This is a genomic window from Bacteroides sp. HF-4919 (genome assembly GCF_018860125.1).
The window spans coordinates 365537-383481 of sequence record NZ_JAHKNF010000005.1 but is presented as its reverse complement, the minus strand read 5'-3'; the positions used below and the strand labels follow the sequence as shown (position 1 = coordinate 383481).

Genomic DNA, 17945 nt, shown 5'->3' with positions numbered 1-17945 from the left:
AATCCATGTAACCCGTGATGCAAATTCACCGCAAAAGTACTAAATTATCCTTAGTTTTAATGCGCTATCTTTGGTTAGTAGCGGAAAAGCGTTACATTTGTCTTCAAATTTAGACACAATATGCAGACATCGGACAGCATCGTAATCATCCCTACCTACAACGAACGGGAAAACATAGAGAACATTATCCGTGCCGTTTTCGGACTGGAAAAGATTTTTCATATTCTTATCATAGAAGATGGCTCTCCGGATGGAACCGCCACCATCGTAAAAACCTTGCAGCAAGAGTTCCCCGACCGTCTCTTTATGATAGAACGCAAAGGAAAACTGGGATTGGGAACAGCATATATCACTGGGTTCAAGTGGGCACTGGAACATTCATACGAATACATTTTTGAGATGGACGCCGATTTCAGCCACAACCCCAATGACTTGCCACGGCTCTACGATGCTTGTGCCAACCAAGGAGGAGATGTAGCCATCGGTTCCCGCTACGTAAGCGGAGTGAACGTAGTGAATTGGCCGATGGGACGCGTCCTCATGTCTTATTTTGCATCTAAATATGTTCGCATCGTTACCGGACTACCGATACATGACACTACTGCCGGTTTTAAGTGTTATCGTCGTCAGGTACTCGAAACCATCGATCTTGACCACATCCGTTTCAAGGGTTACGCTTTTCAGATAGAAATGAAATTCACCGCTTACAAATGCGGGTTCAAGATTATCGAAGTACCGGTGATTTTCATTAACCGTGAACTGGGCACATCAAAAATGAATAGCAGTATTTTCGGAGAAGCGGTATTTGGAGTTATCAAACTGAAAGTGAACAGCTGGTTCCACAAATTTCCGCAGAAAACAAAATGAATTAAGATATGAAAAGAACATTAATACAAAACGCCATCATAGTAAACGAAGGACGCTCCACACGCGGTTCGGTAGTCATCGAAGGTGAAAAAATAGCCGAGATACTGGAGAAAGGACAGAAACCGGTCACTCCCTGTGAAGAGACAATCCATGCCAACGGATGCTATCTGCTTCCGGGTGTCATCGACGATCATGTGCATTTTCGCGATCCGGGCCTAACCCATAAGGCCGACATATCTACCGAAAGCCGGGCTGCTGCAGCAGGAGGGGTAACCTCTATTATGGACATGCCCAATACCAATCCGCAAACCACCACACTGGACGCACTCAATGCCAAGTTCGATTTGCTTGCCGAGAAATGCAGTGTCAACTATTCATGCTATTTCGGAGCAACAAACAATAACTATACCGAGTTTGACAAACTGGATAAAAGCCGTGTATGCGGAATCAAGCTCTTTATGGGATCGAGTACAGGCAATATGCTGGTAGACAAGATGAACAGCTTGCTGAACATCTTCAATGGAACCGATTTGCTGATTGCCGCCCACTGTGAGAATCATGAAACAATTAAAAAGAATACGGAGAAATACGTAAGAGAATATATTGAAAAATATCCTTATCAGTACTACCATGTTCACCACGAAACCCTTCCGATGGGTTACCATGCAAAGATACGTTCGATAGCAGCCTGCTACGAGTCGTCCGAACTGGCTGTACGCCTGGCACGCATTGCAGACGCTCGTCTGCATATCCTGCATATCTCCACAGCCAAAGAGCTTTCTCTTTTTGATAATGATATTCCATTGGAAGAAAAAAGGATTACGGCAGAAGCTTGTGTTTCGCACCTGTTATTCGACTCTTCAGATTATGCGGAATTAGGTACACGTATCAAATGTAACCCTTCCATCAAAGCTAAAACCAACCGGGATGCACTTCGTCAGGCTGTCAACTCCAACCTGATAGACGTGATTGCCACCGATCATGCACCACACCTGCTCAGTGAAAAAGAAGGAGGCCCGTTAAAGGCAATGTCAGGCATGCCTATGATCCAGTTCTCTCTGATCAGTATGCTTGAACTGGTGAACGAAGGTATCTTCACGATTGAAAAAGTCGTTGAGAAAATGTGCCATGCACCCGCTCAAATATATAATATCCATAACCGCGGTTTCATTCGTCCCGGTTATCAGGCAGACCTGGTACTGGTTCGGCCGGACGCATTATGGACGGTAAGTGCAGAACAAATCTTAAGCAAATGTGGATGGAGTCCGCTCGAAGGACGTACCTTTGACTGGAAAGTAGAAAAGACATTTGCCAACGGACACCTATTGTATACTGACGGACAGGTAGATGAAGCTTATCGCGGACAAGAAATCTATTTTAAACGATGAACAATTTCTGAACGATCAACCATCTAAATGATAAACAAGGAGAAGGGGGTAAACCGGGAACGATAAATGCAGAAGAATGGGAAATATATTGAAAGATAAAAGCAGGACCTTCGCGATACGAATCGTAAACCTACATAAGTCTCTGAATGAAAGAATTGTTATTTAAAACCGAATATTTATCTGAAACTGAATATTCAAGCATGTTTGCCAACGCAAACGGATCAATGAAACTTATTATCACCAGCATTAAAACAGTCAAATATGGAAAAGCATAACCCGTCATCATCCCCCGTCCATCGTTCAGAAACAGTTGATCGTTCAGCGTTTGAAAACCGTTTATCGTTCAGTGTCCATGATTTATCCCCCTACATCAACTGGATTTATTTTTTTCACGCCTGGGGGTTTCAGCCGCGTTATGCTGCCATAGCCAATATCCACGGATGTGACGCCTGTCGTGCTTCCTGGCTGACAACCTTTCCGGAAGAGGAACGGGGCAAAGCTTCCGAAGCCATGCAACTCTATAAAGAAGCCAACCGGATGCTGGACGAATTGGACAGGGACTTTGAAGTGAAAAGCGTTTTTAAACTTTGCCCGGCCAATGCCGACGGAGACAACCTGATTATCGACGGTATCACTTTCCCGCTGCTCCGGCAGCAAGTCAAGAAAAAAGAGAACGAACCTTTCTTATGCCTCAGCGACTTTGTACGTCCTCTGACTTCGGGAATCACTGATACAGTAGGAGTTTTTGCCTCTTCCATTGATGCGGATATGGAGGGACTTTACGAACAAGACCCTTATAAACATCTTCTGGTACAAACACTCTCCGACCGTCTGGCCGAAGCTGCCACCGAAAAGATGCACGAATATGTCCGCAAAGAAGTATGGGGGTATGCAAAAGACGAAAATCTCTCTATTCCCGATCTTCTTGTCGAAAAATACCAGGGTATCCGCCCTGCTGTAGGCTACCCATCTTTACCCGATCAGTCTGTGAACTTTATTCTCGACGAAATTCTTGATATGAAACAGATCGGTATCCGCCTGACAGAGAACGGAGCCATGTATCCTCACGCTTCAGTATGCGGATTAATGTTTGCACATCCGGCTTCTCACTATTTCTCGGTGGGGAAGATCGGTGAAGACCAATTGGCGGATTATGCCGCGCGAAGAGGAAAAAGCGTTGGAGAGATGCGTAAATTTCTGGCAGCAAACTTGCAGTAAATCTTTTCTTTCGATATATTTGTAACTGATCCTATACTTTAAAATAGAAAAAGTTATGAAAAAGGTTCTTATTCTGTTATTATGGTTACTTCCCTCCTGTAGCGTAGTGATCCTTGCACAGACTCAGCGGATAGCGGGTACTGTTGTAGTTGGTGACGGCCAACCCGCCGTCGGTGCCGCCATTGTTGTCAAAGGCACCAATATTGGTGCCGTAACCAACGTGGATGGCAAGTTTGTAATAGCAGAAGCACCTGCTTCAGCACAGCAGCTTGTTGTCTATCACGTAGGCATGGAACGCAAAGAGGTAGCCGTAGCTCCCAACGTCTATATTCAGCTCCAGCCCGTAGAGAAAGGTTTTTCATGGAATGTGAAAGCGGGAGTCAGCCTGTTCAGTTTTCGCCGCCCGGACGGCTTGGACGAACGCACCGGATTCAGTGCCGGTGTCGGTGCGGAATATAATTTCAGCAGGCATTGGGCTATCCAATCGGGACTGATGGTCACCAGCAAAGGAGCAACTGCCGAGTACGACGGGTATTCTCCGCTGTCCTCGTCTACCGAACCTATTTCTTATAAAGCCAAAATAGCTCCTATTTATCTGGACATCCCTATTCTGGCAGCTTTTAAGATGGATGTGTCAAACCATGTTAAGTTTGTAATCAATATCGGACCTTATTTAGCCGTAGGCATGGGTGGAAAGTATGAACTGACGAACAAAGGCGGCCATAAAGGTGAGTCGCATAACCCTTTCAAATCCTACTCTTCCTTAGCTGAAGCGAAAAATAAAGATGCCTTGTTGAAACGTTTCGACATCGGGGTTCAGGGAGGCATCGGTTTTGAAATATGGAAACATTACCTGGTCAATGCCTCTTTCCAGCACGGATTCATGGAGCCGGTTAAAGGAGGAACACTGTACGCAGGCGATACCGAGAAACATTACCCGATCGGAGGGATTCTGACAGTAGGATACAGATTTTAAATACAATACGTTATCACCACAGATTTCACAGATTATCACAGATCATAATTGCCAATAATCTGTGAAAATCCGTGTAATCTATGGTGAACTTAGAAACGATATCCTATTTCAAAAGCGACATCCAGAAAACCTTCCGAGTGATTCCATGAAGTACACCCCACTCTTCCGGTTCCTCCTATCAGGAAGTGCCCGTATTCCACTCCGATTCCATAGGCAAATCCTCCGGTAAACCGTTTGCCGAACAATGACTGGTTTTCAGTAACATATTCCACTCTATTATAATCTCCACTACTATCATAAGAACGCTTGCGAAATTCTTTCTTAACGTCTCCACTGATCCCCAAGTCAATATAAGGACCGAAACTGAATACCAGATTCAGATCATTTCCTATTCTATACTTCAGTGCAAACAGTAAAGGAATCTCCAGATAGAACGGATTGTAAGTACCACTCACCTGATCATAAGAAACGGATGAAGAGCCATCACCGTTATTTTCCGTATAATAATCATAGAAATCATACCCTTTCATTTTACGGGAAACCAACAAAAGTGAGGGTTGGAAAGCCCAGTGTTTCGACATCCGGATATCGGCCCCTACCCCTCCATAGATACTAAGACCGTCTTTCAGTTTCGATTCGGGTCCTTGCATAAACTTACCTGCTCCAATTCCGGCCTTCACGATCAACGAGAAGCGTTGCATCACTTGTGTACGCATTTGTATACGCATCGGGAGATCTACATATCCGCTGCGTTTACCTTTTGTCACCTGTAGTGAGTCGAAATAGACAGGTACTTCTTCCAGTACAAAAACTCCATTTTTATCGGTGACAGCCTGTTGGTTCGTACGTTTCAAGGTAACTACCGCCCCGTCTACCGGATAGTAATCTTCATCCACGATCTTCTCTACCACTTTTTGTTTTTGGGCCATAACGTCTGTCAGTGCCAGGCAGACCAATGCCAATGCTATATATCTTTTCATATCTTTTTATTTTTTACATTCAACATCCGATTATTCATATCCGCTTGATCAGAAACGGTAAGTAAGTCCCAAAGTAAGTGCCAGGTTATGTTCTTTCGCTTCAAAACCTTCATCATCCTGTCCCAAACACATACTCTTTCCAGAAACACCTACCAACCACTTCTTGTATTCCACACCTATGCCATAGGCAACACCAAAGCTGAAAGGATGTAACAAAGAATGTTTCCCGCCATAATAATCATATTCATACTCTTTGCTATAAATGTCATACTCTTCATCGGGTTTACCTGTTTCCGTAGCTTTTACTTTTCCTGCAAAGCCATACGAAAACACAGGTCCCACAGAAAAGGTCAGATTCATTTTACGGGCTACCGGATAACGAAGAATGAACAACATCGGCAAATCCAATGAAACCGGATTCCAAGTTTCCTGATATTTCACACCGTTTCTTTCGGCATTGAACTCTGCTCCACGGTTACAAATTTGCAGAGTAGGCTGGAAAGCCCATCGTTTTGACATGCGCACTTCAATACCCAAACCAAACTCATATCCCACCTTAAAATCGGAACCATATGTAGTGTACTTACTCATGCTGATCCCGGCATGTGCCACAAACGAAAGCTTCTTACGCTTTCCGGTGAGCTGTACCGGTACATTCAGGTCCACTTCCCGGGTCTCCATACCGATGGAAGTAACAATCACCTTTTTGACCGAAAGAGGAACTTCCTGCAAGAAGAACTTACCGTCGACATCGGTTATTGTGCTGATATTGGTCCCTTTGGCTGTGACTAATGCCCCCACAATGGGTTGCTGCTTTCTGTCAAATACTACTCCTTTTACATCGTGTGTCTGTACCTGGGCCATCACGGTGATTGCACAAATACAGGCAATCACTCCTATTATTATTCTTTTCATTTGTTTTCGTTCTTTAAATCTATATTTTATTCTGCAGGGATCTCAATGGTCCGGTAATTACTGTAACTAATCCCTACTCCATTTTTCGCATAAACACGGAAAGCATAAAGCGTCCCGGGACGCAATCCGGTAACGATTTCATCAAACGTCTGTCTATAATCATCAGTAAAAGGTACTTCTATCATCTGTTCATTCGTCACCACTCCCGTTTCCTGTGAATAAACGCCATAACTATAACCATAATTTGTAATAAGGAAATCATTTGTATAGAAAGAAGCATACAACTCTACCGCCGTACCATTATATTGATACAACGAAAAATTATTGATAACCGGTTCTGTACCCCGTTCGGTCGTGAACTCAGCCACCGGCCCATAGCCTGTCCCCTCCTCAGTAGTCACATAGGGGCGTATATAATAGTGGGTAGCAGGTAGCAGGTCCATCACCTCCACCTCAAAATTCGAGTAATTATACATCCGGGTTCCCCGTGCCAATGCCTTCTGATCGGTAATTTCCGGCAATTCTTTGACTGAACTATAACAAGCACCTTGCTCTATAATTCCGGCATCGGTTTTAAAACGTACTTCCGCAGATAAATAATAACTGTATCCTGTGAACTGGGTATCGTGTACAATCAGTTTTGGCAGACCAGAAAGGCGGAATGCTTTTACTTCACTAAAACGTTCTTTGTTTGAATTTTCGCCCAATACATGATCCAGCAACCCCGGGCGTCCGCTATAGCCATACTGATAATCGTTCATTGCACAATAATAAGTTTCGCCCAAAGTCAGCATATCCGGATCCAGAAAAGCATAAAAGGTATTTCCTGTATTATGACGGATATAGGCTTCCATAATCACTTCCTTCATTTCTTTATCTTTAGCAATCAGAAACCTGGGATAGTAATAATGACCTGCTTCCCCACCTGTCACTTTTCCTATCATGACAGCGTCTGCCCGATACAGTTCTTCTGTATTCACTCCCATAATATCAGATAGCAGATTTACGGAATCTTGTGAAAGCGTAGCCATATCACAAATGCGCTCCAGCGTCAATGTTGTCTTGGAAGTTTCCATGGCTCCCCAATAATCCCCCTTATTGTCACAGGAGGTGGCCAGCAATGCCATCAGGCAGAGCAAGCCCAGTAATCTTCTCTTGTTCATCTTTGTCTATTTATAGTGTTAATTGCCGGCAAAGTTACAATATTTATTATAAATATAACAAAAGAGAACATTTTGATTCCAAACAAATCCGAAGTACCTCTGTCCTCTCTTCCAGTAACATACAAGAAGACGTGACAAAACTACATATCCGAAAGAAGTATTACAAAGATACAGAGACAAACTGTTGTGAAGAAAGCATGATTCAGGTATGGATGGGATATTATGGGACTCAATATCCCGGCATCCTCCTGTAGGGAAAAGATCCGGCCATTCCCATTCTGTCCGCCATTATCAGACAGGACAAAAAGACCAATGGGTATGTATGATTTTCCACTGTTCAGACGAATCCAGTTTAAATACTTCCGTACAATGCATCCTGAATGTCCGGTCATCTCTATAAGCTTCATAATCATATGCCAGAACAGCGACATCGGATGACAGCAATACAGTGGGTTCTATCATTTTATACCTGTCAATCTCGACTTTTCCCCGAATGCTGTTATAATACTCTTCCAGAGCCTTTTTACCTTCCAGTTTGTTTTTGAAAGCGGGGTCGATATAGACAACATCATCAGATGACAGTTCTATAAACCCATCCGGGTTTCCACGATTCCATAACTTCAGAGCTTGTTCTTCCAAAGATAAAATAAAGGCCTTCAGGTCCTCGCTATTTGAAGCCATACTTGTACATCCAGTCATAAAAATACGGATTTATTTAAAACGTTTCATACTTGACAAACTCCGTCACCCACAGATTCTTATCGTTTCCAAATATAATAAATATCCGGAAATAGTCCAAATTCCCACTAATTTCCGCTTTTATTTTGTGATTATTTCCTTTCCTTTGCGACTAACCATACAAAAGTAATCCCGAAAAGAAGACAATGAACCCCACCAGTCCGCCGCAAGCCAACGAACCCGTAGAACAAGAGTTCCTCTCCGTAGTCAGGGAGTACGAGCGGGTGATTTACAAGGTGTGCTATCTTTATACCACCCAGCACGCCACACTCGGCGATCTTTATCAGGAAGTGATTCTCAATCTGTGGAAGGCTTATCCCAGATTCCGGAAAGAGTGCAAAGTCTCGACCTGGATTTACCGGATCGCACTGAACACTTGCATCAGCTTTATCCGCAAAGAGAAAAACATTCCGGAAATCGTGGCACTCACCCGCGAAGCCGACTGGCTGACGGAAGAAAAAGACGAACTGACGGAAATGCTCCGGCAACTGTACCGGATGATCAATCAACTGGGACAACTGGATAAGTCGATCATATTGCTTTATCTGGAAGAGAAAAGTTACGAGGAAATCTCGGAAATTACCGGACTGACAGTGACCAATGTAGCAACCAAGCTGAGCCGGATTAAAGACAAACTAAAAAAGATGAAAAAGGAGGAATAAGATATGGAACTGGATGATCTGAAGAAATCGTGGAACGCACTGGATGAACACCTCAAAGGCAAGGAGTTCATCAAGGAAGAAGAAATGAAACAATTGTTGGGACGCACCCGGAACAACATTAACAGCATAGAACGGTTCAACAGAAAGCTGCGTTTTGCCGCAATCGGCATACTGGCATTGGCAGTGATCTTCTGGATATGTGATGATGCACTTACGGACTTTTATTATTGGATCGCCCTCTTCCTGTGCATCCCGGCCCTTTGCTGGGATTTGTATTCCGCCCATTACCTGGGACGGACCCGGATAGATGAAATGCCTCTGGTCACAGTAATCTCCCGTATCAACCGATATCACAGATGGATGGTTCGCGAATGGATCATAGGCATACTCTACCTGCTTGTGATGGCTACCTTTTTCTCTTTCTACAAACAGGTCTGGCAATACGGTGCTGCAGGAATCATCAGCAGTCTGATCGTGTGGGCCGTCGGACTTGGAATCTGCCTGTCGGTGTATCGCCGGAACCTCAGACATATAAAAGAAATAAAGAAGAACCTAAACGAGTTAAAAGAATTAAATCATACAGCTTAACTTAAACCGTACTTTACAAATTCTCTCTAACTTTGAAGAGGCGTTCGCAAGTCCCCCCGAGACATATCCTACGCCTCTTTTTATTTATTCAACCCATAGCTAAGAAAATATGCTGCAACGAGTTTTAGGCTTTCTGATCGTAATCCTTGTATTGCCGGACATTTACATTTACCGGACATTTATCAAACAAATGACTCTAAGTCTTTTTTGGCGAATCCTTTACTTCTTCCCCACTCTTTTCCTGATGGCGGGAGTAGTATCGTTAGCTTTCTTTGCCAACTATGAATACGCCGAACAACATACGTTATGGATAGGACGCTTCGCCGTTGTCTTCTTCTTGTTTGCCTCTCCGAAACTGCTCTTTACGATCTGTTCCATCATCGGACGCCCGTTCAACCGATGGCTGCACTGGCCCCGGACTCCTTTTATAGCAACCGGACTGGTACTGGCCGTGCTCAACGCAGTCCTGATACTTTATGGTTCGATGGTGGGCAAAGACCGTTTTGAAGTAAAAGAGGTTACCTTCCGTTCTTCCCGCCTGCCCGAAGCTTTCAACGGATACCGCATTGTCCAGTTGTCGGACATACACATCGGGAGCTGGCAAGGAAATGCCAAGAGCCTGCAACAGATGGTGGACCTGGTTAACGCGCAAAAGCCGGACTTGATCGTATTCACCGGTGACCTGATAAACAACCGGGCCATAGAATTGGACGGATTTGAAGAGATACTCTCGCAACTACATGCCCGGGACGGCGTATACTCCATCCTGGGAAACCATGACTACGGCCCCTACTATCGATGGAAAAGTAAACGCGACCAGGTAAACAACCTGAACGACCTGAAGAAACGGCAAGCCGACATGGGCTGGGTGTTACTGAACAACGAGCACACTCTACTGCACCGCGGAAACGACAGCATCGCCCTGATCGGGGTAGAAAACGAAGGAGAACCTCCTTTCTCACAGCACGGTGACTTGCCCAAGGCACAGGCAGGAACAAACGGCCTGTTCAAGCTGTTATTAAGTCATAATCCTACACACTGGAGACGTGAAGTGTTGCCCGAATCGGACATCGACCTGATGCTGGCGGGACACACGCATGCCATGCAGCTGGCCATCGGACATCATTCACCTGCTTCCTGGATCTATCCGGAATGGGGAGGCATGTACAAAGAAGGCAACCGGGGACTATACGTAAACGTAGGGATGGGATTCGTCGGACTGCCTTTCCGTTTCGGGGCATGGCCGGAGATTACCGTGATTACACTGGATAAATGAAAAAATACTGGCAAATACTGAAAGGCTACAAAGCAAGTCTGCTGGCATGTCCGCTACTGGTACTCGTGTCTGTAATGTGCGAAACCATTCAGCCGATGTACATGGCGGATATTATAGACAACGGAGTGATGCAGCGGGATCTCTCCGTCATTACTGCCGTAGGCGGAAAGATGGTACTTATCTCCATTGTCGGACTGATATTCAGTATTGCCAATGTATATGTCTCTTCGCAAGCCTCCATCGGTTTCGGGACCGACCTGCGCACCAAGCTGTTCGGCAAGATACAACAACTCTCTTTTTTCGATATAGACCGGTTCAGTACGGCTTCACTGATCACCCGGCTGACAAGTGACATCAGCCGCATTCAGCAAGTTATCCAGGTATCGATGCGTCTGATGCTGCGCTCTCCGCTGATGCTCGTCATGGCAGTGTTCTTCGTGGTACGTATCAACCCGGAACTGGCAGGCATCCTGCTGGCTGCCATCCCGGTGTTGGGTTTCAGTGTATTCTTCATCCTGCGGAAAGGGTTCCCCTTCTTCTTGAAAGTGCAACAGAAAGTAGACCAACTGAACGAAGTGGTACGCGAAAACCTGATCAACATCCGGGTAGTGAAATCATTTGTGCGGGAGGACTTCGAAGCACGCAAGTTCAAGGACAAGAGCGAGAGCCTGCGCGACACGGTGATTCACGCTTCCAACATCATTGTCGCCATTTTTCCGGTGATGCAACTGGTGATGAACCTGTCGATCATCGCTATCCTTTGGATGGGTGGGCAGAAGGTGATGGCAGGAGAGTTGAAAGTGGGCGAACTGATATCATTTGTCAACTATCTGGCACAAGTACTGATGTCGTTGATGATGCTGTCCATGATTATCATGACTTATGCCCGTGCCTCAGCGTCATCGAAACGTATCCTGGAGGTATTGGATACACAGCCTTCACTGACCGATACGCCCGAAGGAATGCGGAGCACCCGGCAGATCGAAAAGGGAGAGATTCGCTTTGAGAAGGTCAGCTTCCGTTATGGCGGAGGCGAGACGGATGTGCTGCGGAACATAAGTTTCCACATCCGTCCGGGCGAGACGGTGGCTGTGGCAGGCGCTACCGGATCGGCTAAAAGTTCACTCGTACAACTGATCCCCCGCCTGTATGATGTCAGTTCCGGTGAAATACGGATTGACGGCATCCCCGTACAAGACTACAACCTGCACGAACTTCATGCCCGCATCGGCATGGTGTTGCAGAAAAACGAGCTCTTTACGGGAACCATTGCGGAAAACCTGCGGTGGGGAAAACCTGATGCCACACAGGAAGAACTCGAAGAGGCCGCACGTGCCGCCGAAGCCCATGAGTTCATCTGCTCGCTGCCTGCCGGATATGACACCCAGTTAGGACGGGGCGGAGTAAACCTTTCCGGCGGACAGAAGCAACGCATCTGCATCGCCAGGGCTTTGCTGCGTAAACCCAAGATATTGATACTGGATGACAGCACCAGTGCCGTAGACTCTGAAACAGAACTCCGCATCCGGAACAACCTGAATGCATGGCTGCACGATACCACGGTGCTTATCATCACGCAACGCATATATACCATGCAATCGGCCAACCGGGTCATTCTGCTGGACGACGGAGAGGTAGAATCCATCGGAACACCGGAAGAATTGCTGGAATGCTCGGAGATGTACCGGGAAATCTATCACTCACAACAAATCGTTATCTGACCATGGCACACGGAGATCATCTGAAATACAGCGGAAAGCCTAAGGCGGGAAAGAAAACTTTCCTCCGCCTGGTATCATACGTGGCCTGCGACCGACGGTTGCTGATCGTAATCGGTGTACTGATCGTTGTGAGCATCGCAGCCAATCTCACCGGATCGTACATGCTCCGACCGATTATCAATAACTACATCCTGCCGGGAGACTTCCACGGATTGGTACGCATCCTGCTGATACTGGCAGGCATTTACCTGACAGGGGTAGCGGCTACTTACATCGAATATATTCTGCTGAATAAGATCGGGCAACGCACCGTAACCCGGATACGCGAAGAACTGTTCGGAAAGATGGAACGCTTGCCTGTCAAATACTTCGATACCCATCAGCACGGAGATGTCATGAGCCGGTACACCAATGATATAGACCGTATCAGCGACGCACTGACCGACAGCCTGTCCGACATGTTGTCGAGCGCACTGACAGTTGCGGGCATTTTCTGTCTGATGCTCTTCATCAGTCCGATACTGACAGCGGTAACACTGATTACCGTCCCCCTGATGTTCCTCAGCGCCAAAGGAATCGTAAAACGAAGCCGGAAATACTTCAAAGCACAACAGGAGTCATTGGGGATGATGAACGGCTATGTGGAAGAAATGATCAGCGGACAGAAAGTGGTGAAGGTCTTCGGACACGAACAAAAAGTGGAAACGGATTTCGGGATACTGAACCAAAGCCTGAAGGAGAAATCGCTGAAGGCACAATTCTACTCGGGGCTGATGATGCCGGTCATGCAAAACCTGAATACGCTGAACTATGTGATCATCACCATCGTGGGAGCCTTACTGGCCATCTTCCGCGGGTTCGACGTGGGCGGACTGGCGGCTTTCCTGCAATATTCCCGGCAATTCGGACGCCCCATCAATGAACTGGCGAGCCTCTACAACAGCATACAGGCAGCCATTGCCGGAGCCGAACGCATCTTCGAGATCATAGACGAAGCACCGGAGCAGAAGGATGCGCCGGATGCCATCACACTCGAAAAAACAAAAGGAGATGTAGCCTTGAAGAATGTATATTTCGGCTACCGTCCGGAAAAAACCATCCTGAAAGGAGTATCCCTGCATGCGGCTGCCGGAAAGAAGATAGCTTTGGTGGGCGCTACCGGAGCAGGAAAGACAACCATACTGAACCTGCTGCCGCGCTTCTTTGACATTCAGTCCGGAGAGATCACCATCGACAATCATCCCATCGACCGTATCAGGCGTGACAGCCTTCGCCGGTCGATGGCCATTGTATTGCAGGATACACATCTTTTCACGGGTACGGTACGGGAGAACATCCGTTTCGGCCGCCTCAACGCGACCGATGAAGAGGTAGTGGCGGCTGCACGGCTGACAGCGGCCCATTCATTCATCAAACGTTTGCCACAGGGCTACGACACGCTACTCGAAAATGACGGGGCAAACCTGAGTCAGGGACAACGGCAGCTACTGAACATCGCCCGCGCGGCAGTGGCCGATCCGGCTATCCTGCTGCTGGACGAGGCGACAAGCAACATCGATACACGCAGTGAAATACTGATTCAAAAAGGACTGGACCAATTGATGCAAGGACGCACCAGCCTGATTATTGCTCACCGCCTGTCTACCATCCGCAATGCTGATACGATTCTGGTGCTGGAACACGGGGAGATTATCGAGCAAGGCAGCCATCAGGAGTTACTCGCACTGAAAGGAAAATACTACTCGCTGAACGAAGAGCAGTTCAAGTAAAGTATCCGCCACAAAGGAGGATACGGAGGAGAACCGGGTTCGATATCCGGGACAGGGGGAATATCATAAAGAAAGGAATCACGACAGATAGGAATACATTAAGAAAGGAAATAAGCTGTTTTACAAACAGACTCTCTTAAAAAAACGGCAAATTAGGGGAAGAAAAGCCGGAAAACCGGTCTTACGGAGGTGAAGAGCCGGGGTTGAAGAGATGAAGAGCCGGGATTTTCGGCAAAAGCAGTAAGCATTTCCCGGAAAAGAAGTAAGCATTCGGTCCGAAAGAAGTAAGCATTTTCGGAATATGCTTACTTCTTTTTCAAATATCTCCTATTGTTTTTGTTCATTACATCTGTTGTTAGCATTTTTTTAGCTTATCGGACCTGTTTTTTCTCCAGTTATGAGTCCTTACAAGAGTTTACCCGAACAATAAAAAGACACGGTTTTTCCTTTCTTACGTACGTTACGGAAGAGATTGCGGAGCCTCACTTACATTCTACCGGCAAACACGAAAATTCTCTTTCCATCCGGTAATCAGAAAAGCTAAAATAAGGCGTTTTTTCCATTCAGCCCGCCGTCCGCCCCGAAAAAACGCAGCCTGACGATTTCCAATTATCAATTTGTCAAAGTGATAGCACTCTTCCCATTCGCCGCACGATGGAGTTGTACCTGTACGGCAATGCGCTCACTCATCTCCTGCACATGCGAGATAACTCCAATCTTCCGTCCTTGCATCTGCAACTGCTCGAGAGCTTCCATCACAGTGCGTAAACTATCGGCATCGAGCGAACCGAATCCTTCGTCGATGAAAAGTGACTCCACTCTCAGGTTATTGCTCGAAAGAGACGACAGCCCGAGGGCCAGCGCCAGGGAGATAAGAAAAGATTCTCCGCCGGAAAGAGAGTAGACGGTACGCACCTCGTCACACATATCGCAGTCGATCACTTGCAGGGCGAGTGTTCCCGGCACCTGCTGCAAACGGTAACGTTTCGAGAGATAAGACAGATGTTTGTTGGCATGCATCAGCAACAGATTCAACGTATAGCTTTGCGCAATCACCTTAAATTTTGTCCCGTCCGCACTGCCTATCAGCTTATTGAGTTTTCCCCATCGGTTGGCTGTCTCCTGTTTTTCGGTCAGTTCCTGTTCCAGTTGCTTCAACTTCTTCTGGTTTTGCTCCTGTTGCAAAAGACGTGCCTCTACGGTGGACAGACGACGTTCCGTCTCCTGATTGGTTGCTTGCTGGCGGGCGATCGTCTCCGGCAGATGTTCCGGATCGGCTATCTGTTCTTTCCGAAGCATCAGTTCGTCGATGGAACTGTTCAGTTGCCTGATCTCTCCCTGTATGCCGGAAATACGCGACTGGACTTCTTCTCCCTCCTTGCGCACCTGTTCCAGGGAGTCGTTTAATTGTTTCTCTTTTTTCCGAATAGCGGCTTCCGCATCCTCGACAGATTTGCCTTTCAACAGAGGAGCCCGTTCCTGACGGAGAGTTATCAACCGCTCACTGACCACCCGGAACTGTTCCCGAGCAGTCATCTCCGCCGTTTTCAGTAACGTAAATTGCTCTTTAGCAGCCAGAACTTGCTGCATCAACAGATGGCAGCGGGCTACACCTTCACGCAAAGCCTCACAAGCCGAGCGAAGTGTCCTGATCCGCTCCTCGTGCTGTTGCCATTCCTTATGGAGTTGCTGGTATTGGCGCATTTTCTCTGCGAGCAGATTTAGCTTCCCCTGTACGGTATGCAGTTGTTTCTCAAAATAGTCCGGATTCTGCTCTTCTTCCGACGAAGGACGTTTCTGTTCAACCTCCTGGAGCAACGCCTGCAACTGTACGGTTATCTGTCCGGACAGTTCCGTCTGATGGAGCAAATCCTGTTTCAAGGCGATATTCCAGTTATTTAGTTGCTGATACTCACCAGATGCGGTTTGATACTCCAATTCGATGTTATGATACAGGGTATGGACTACCTGCTCCTCGTTTCTATAAGGATGACCAATGCTCCCACATACCGGACACGGTTCATTCTCACGCAAATTCTGCCGCAATGTCCGAACGTCCTTTCCCATCGCGATACGGGCATTCTCAAAAAGGCGTTGCAGCACTTTCAGTTCAGTCTCCTTCTCCGCCAACCGGGTGGTCAGAGCGGCCATTTCTTTCCGCATCTGTTCTTGTTTGTGCACCACCTCTTCCTGCTGTACTTTCAGACGTTCGGCTTCTGTCCTCGCCTTTCCCCATTCCAACATTTGCTGGCGGGCATTCTGCAAACGGGTTTGTTCCTGTATCCATCGGGCTTGCTCGTCGGTCACCGCTTCAACCCCAAAAGCGTTCAGACGGTTCACACGCTCTTCGTTCTCTTTCTGAAGAATGGCAAGGTGGTCTTCCTGCTCTTTCAGCCTATTCCGAACAGATTCAAGAAACAGCCCCATCTCTTCCGTAACCGGTAGATCGATCTCTCCCGTCAGGTTCTTCAACGCATGGCAGGAAGTATGCAGAGTTCCCTGCACAGATTGCAATTTATCGGCTTGTGCAGTCGCTGCCTTTTCAGCACCTTGCAGTATCTCCTCCGCCTGCTTAGATTGGCTGACCAGTGATTGGATCTGAACATCCAGTTCACGTGCCCGGCTAAGATCGGGTTGCACGGCTTCGCACTGTTCCCTGAAGTGAATAAGATAGTCGGACTGGCGTGTGTGTTCTTCCCGGAGCTTCTTACTTTTTTCTTCATCCAGCCGCATGTCCTGCACTTTCTTATCACGCTGCTCCTGTTGCAACTTCAAAGTATGCAGCACCGATAGTTGCGCATTCAATTCTACCAAGGTTTTACTTCCCTGTTCACGAAGGTTGGTCAGACTCTCTTTTTCGGTCCGTAGAAGAGTGATTTCCTCTTCGGAAAGCAGTTCGATCAGGGCGGCATTGCTTTTCAGCTGATTCAGTTCTGCATCGGCTGTTTTGCTACGCAGATAGATTTCACTGGAAATACGGGAGTATATCTCCGTTCCGGTCAGCTTCTCGAGCAACTCGGCTTTGGCAGACTCACGGGATTTCAAGAAAGTAGCGAAGTCATTCTGGGCAAGCAGCACCGTACGGGTAAACTGTTCGTAAGTCAAACCGACCAAAGTCACCAATTGTGCCAACAACTCTTTCCTCGTTCCCTGCAGTTCCTGATTGGCAGTCAGATCGGTCACTTGTATCGTCTGCGACCGCAGAGAACCGTTAGCCCGGCTTCCTGTCCGGCGTACCGACCAACGAGAACGATAACAGTGTCCGGACGCTCCTAAAAAATCAACCTCGGCAAATCCCTCTCCCGTCCCTCTCCGAAGGATATTCTTCACATCGGCCTGATTCACCCGACTTTCACCGATATCTGACATATAAAGACTCTCGACCGAAGCGGAAAAGCGAGGTGTCTTATCATACAGTGCCAAACAGAGTGCATCCAGTATTGTCGATTTTCCGGCTCCCGTAGGACCGGATATCGCAAAAATCCCGGCAGAACGTAAAGGCTCGGCTTGGAAATCAATTTCAAAGGTTCCTTCTATGGAAGCCAGGTTCTTTAATCGTATGGTTAGTATCTTCATGGTTATTCGGTTTGCTTTCACCACAGATTACACGGATTAACACAGATCAATAGATGATCTCGTTGATAGTAAAGATTAAAAGATCTGTGTGAATCCTAATGGTGATCT

The 17945-nt window shown here is 46.9% G+C and carries 14 protein-coding genes; 9 read left to right on the top strand and 5 right to left on the bottom strand.

The genetic code is table 11. The features are described 5' to 3' along the window. Positions 1–120: 120 nt before the first annotated feature. From KO473_RS11420 to KO473_RS11405, 4 genes are all read left to right on the top strand, one after another. Positions 121–867 carry a polyprenol monophosphomannose synthase gene (locus tag KO473_RS11420; RefSeq protein ID WP_005780203.1) on the top strand — a complete coding sequence of 249 codons (747 nt, stop codon included), beginning with the start codon at positions 121–123 and terminating at the stop codon, positions 865–867. A gap of 8 nt (positions 868–875) precedes the next feature. Continuing rightward, positions 876–2255, top strand: coding sequence for a dihydroorotase (locus KO473_RS11415; RefSeq protein WP_122130647.1), 1380 nt, complete (start codon positions 876–878; stop codon positions 2253–2255). A 261-nt stretch (positions 2256–2516) separates the two neighbouring features. After that, positions 2517–3473, top strand: coding sequence for a vitamin B12 dependent-methionine synthase activation domain-containing protein (locus tag KO473_RS11410; RefSeq protein ID WP_122130646.1), 957 nt, complete (start codon positions 2517–2519; stop codon positions 3471–3473). 55 nt (positions 3474–3528) lie between these two features. Further along, positions 3529–4449: a porin family protein gene (locus KO473_RS11405; RefSeq protein ID WP_005823402.1), complete on the top strand. Its 921-nt coding sequence runs from the start codon at positions 3529–3531 to the stop codon at positions 4447–4449. An 89-nt stretch (positions 4450–4538) separates the two neighbouring features. Here the strand turns inward: KO473_RS11405 and KO473_RS11400 are convergent, their stop codons facing one another. The 4 genes from KO473_RS11400 to KO473_RS11385 all read right to left on the bottom strand — a co-directional run bounded on the left by KO473_RS11400 (position 4539) and on the right by KO473_RS11385 (position 8206). Then, complete coding sequence (locus KO473_RS11400) at positions 4539–5429, bottom strand: porin family protein (protein ID WP_005823403.1); 891 nt, start codon at positions 5427–5429, stop codon at positions 4539–4541. 48 nt (positions 5430–5477) lie between these two features. Next, the gene (locus KO473_RS11395) at positions 5478–6344 is read right to left on the bottom strand and encodes a porin family protein (RefSeq protein WP_005823404.1); all 867 of its coding nucleotides are present in this window, start codon (positions 6342–6344) and stop codon (positions 5478–5480) included. A 26-nt stretch (positions 6345–6370) separates the two neighbouring features. Then, positions 6371–7507 (bottom strand): fibronectin type III domain-containing protein, encoded by a 1137-nt coding sequence (locus tag KO473_RS11390; protein WP_005807380.1) that lies wholly within the window; start codon positions 7505–7507, stop codon positions 6371–6373. Between the two features lie 291 nt (positions 7508–7798). After that, a complete protein-coding gene (locus KO473_RS11385) occupies positions 7799–8206 on the bottom strand; it encodes a DUF4440 domain-containing protein (protein ID WP_005823405.1) in 408 nt (135 codons plus the stop codon). A gap of 185 nt (positions 8207–8391) precedes the next feature. Between KO473_RS11385 and KO473_RS11380 the strand changes: the two genes are divergently transcribed. The 5 genes from KO473_RS11380 (at position 8392) to KO473_RS11360 (ending at position 14261) form a co-directional block, all read left to right on the top strand. After that, positions 8392–8907, top strand: a complete 516-nt coding sequence (locus tag KO473_RS11380) for an RNA polymerase sigma factor (RefSeq protein ID WP_005780219.1) — start codon at positions 8392–8394, stop codon at positions 8905–8907. A 3-nt stretch (positions 8908–8910) separates the two neighbouring features. Then, complete coding sequence (locus KO473_RS11375; RefSeq protein WP_005823406.1) at positions 8911–9495, top strand: hypothetical protein; 585 nt, start codon at positions 8911–8913, stop codon at positions 9493–9495. A 109-nt stretch (positions 9496–9604) separates the two neighbouring features. Next, positions 9605–10771, top strand: a complete 1167-nt coding sequence (locus tag KO473_RS11370) for a metallophosphoesterase (protein ID WP_005823407.1) — start codon at positions 9605–9607, stop codon at positions 10769–10771. Next, positions 10768–12492 (top strand): ABC transporter ATP-binding protein, encoded by a 1725-nt coding sequence (locus KO473_RS11365; protein ID WP_122130645.1) that lies wholly within the window; start codon positions 10768–10770, stop codon positions 12490–12492. Before KO473_RS11370 ends, KO473_RS11365 begins: the two co-directional genes overlap by 4 nt. Before the next feature lie 2 nt (positions 12493–12494). Then, entirely contained in the window at positions 12495–14261 is a 1767-nt protein-coding gene (locus tag KO473_RS11360; RefSeq protein ID WP_122130652.1) for an ABC transporter ATP-binding protein, read from the top strand. 612 nt (positions 14262–14873) lie between these two features. Here the strand turns inward: KO473_RS11360 and KO473_RS11355 are convergent. Then, positions 14874–17837: an AAA family ATPase gene (locus KO473_RS11355; protein WP_122130644.1), complete on the bottom strand. Its 2964-nt coding sequence runs from the start codon at positions 17835–17837 to the stop codon at positions 14874–14876. Positions 17838–17945: the final 108 nt, after the last annotated feature.

Bases quoted from the DNA above. Each gene is read 5' to 3' on its own strand.
- KO473_RS11410 (WP_122130646.1), top strand. From the start codon at position 2,517: ATGGAAAAGCATAACCCGTCATCATCCCCCGTCCATCGTTCAGAAACA.
- KO473_RS11395 (WP_005823404.1), bottom strand. From the start codon at position 6,344: ATGAAAAGAATAATAATAGGAGTGATTGCCTGTATTTGTGCAATCACC.
- KO473_RS11415 (WP_122130647.1), top strand. From the start codon at position 876: ATGAAAAGAACATTAATACAAAACGCCATCATAGTAAACGAAGGACGC.
- KO473_RS11370 (WP_005823407.1), top strand. From the start codon at position 9,605: ATGCTGCAACGAGTTTTAGGCTTTCTGATCGTAATCCTTGTATTGCCG.
- KO473_RS11405 (WP_005823402.1), top strand. From the start codon at position 3,529: ATGAAAAAGGTTCTTATTCTGTTATTATGGTTACTTCCCTCCTGTAGC.
- KO473_RS11420 (WP_005780203.1), top strand. From the start codon at position 121: ATGCAGACATCGGACAGCATCGTAATCATCCCTACCTACAACGAACGG.
- KO473_RS11390 (WP_005807380.1), bottom strand. From the start codon at position 7,507: ATGAACAAGAGAAGATTACTGGGCTTGCTCTGCCTGATGGCATTGCTG.
- KO473_RS11400 (WP_005823403.1), bottom strand. From the start codon at position 5,429: ATGAAAAGATATATAGCATTGGCATTGGTCTGCCTGGCACTGACAGAC.
- KO473_RS11355 (WP_122130644.1), bottom strand. From the start codon at position 17,837: ATGAAGATACTAACCATACGATTAAAGAACCTGGCTTCCATAGAAGGA.
- KO473_RS11380 (WP_005780219.1), top strand. From the start codon at position 8,392: ATGAACCCCACCAGTCCGCCGCAAGCCAACGAACCCGTAGAACAAGAG.
- KO473_RS11360 (WP_122130652.1), top strand. From the start codon at position 12,495: ATGGCACACGGAGATCATCTGAAATACAGCGGAAAGCCTAAGGCGGGA.
- KO473_RS11385 (WP_005823405.1), bottom strand. From the start codon at position 8,206: ATGACTGGATGTACAAGTATGGCTTCAAATAGCGAGGACCTGAAGGCC.
- KO473_RS11375 (WP_005823406.1), top strand. From the start codon at position 8,911: ATGGAACTGGATGATCTGAAGAAATCGTGGAACGCACTGGATGAACAC.
- KO473_RS11365 (WP_122130645.1), top strand. From the start codon at position 10,768: ATGAAAAAATACTGGCAAATACTGAAAGGCTACAAAGCAAGTCTGCTG.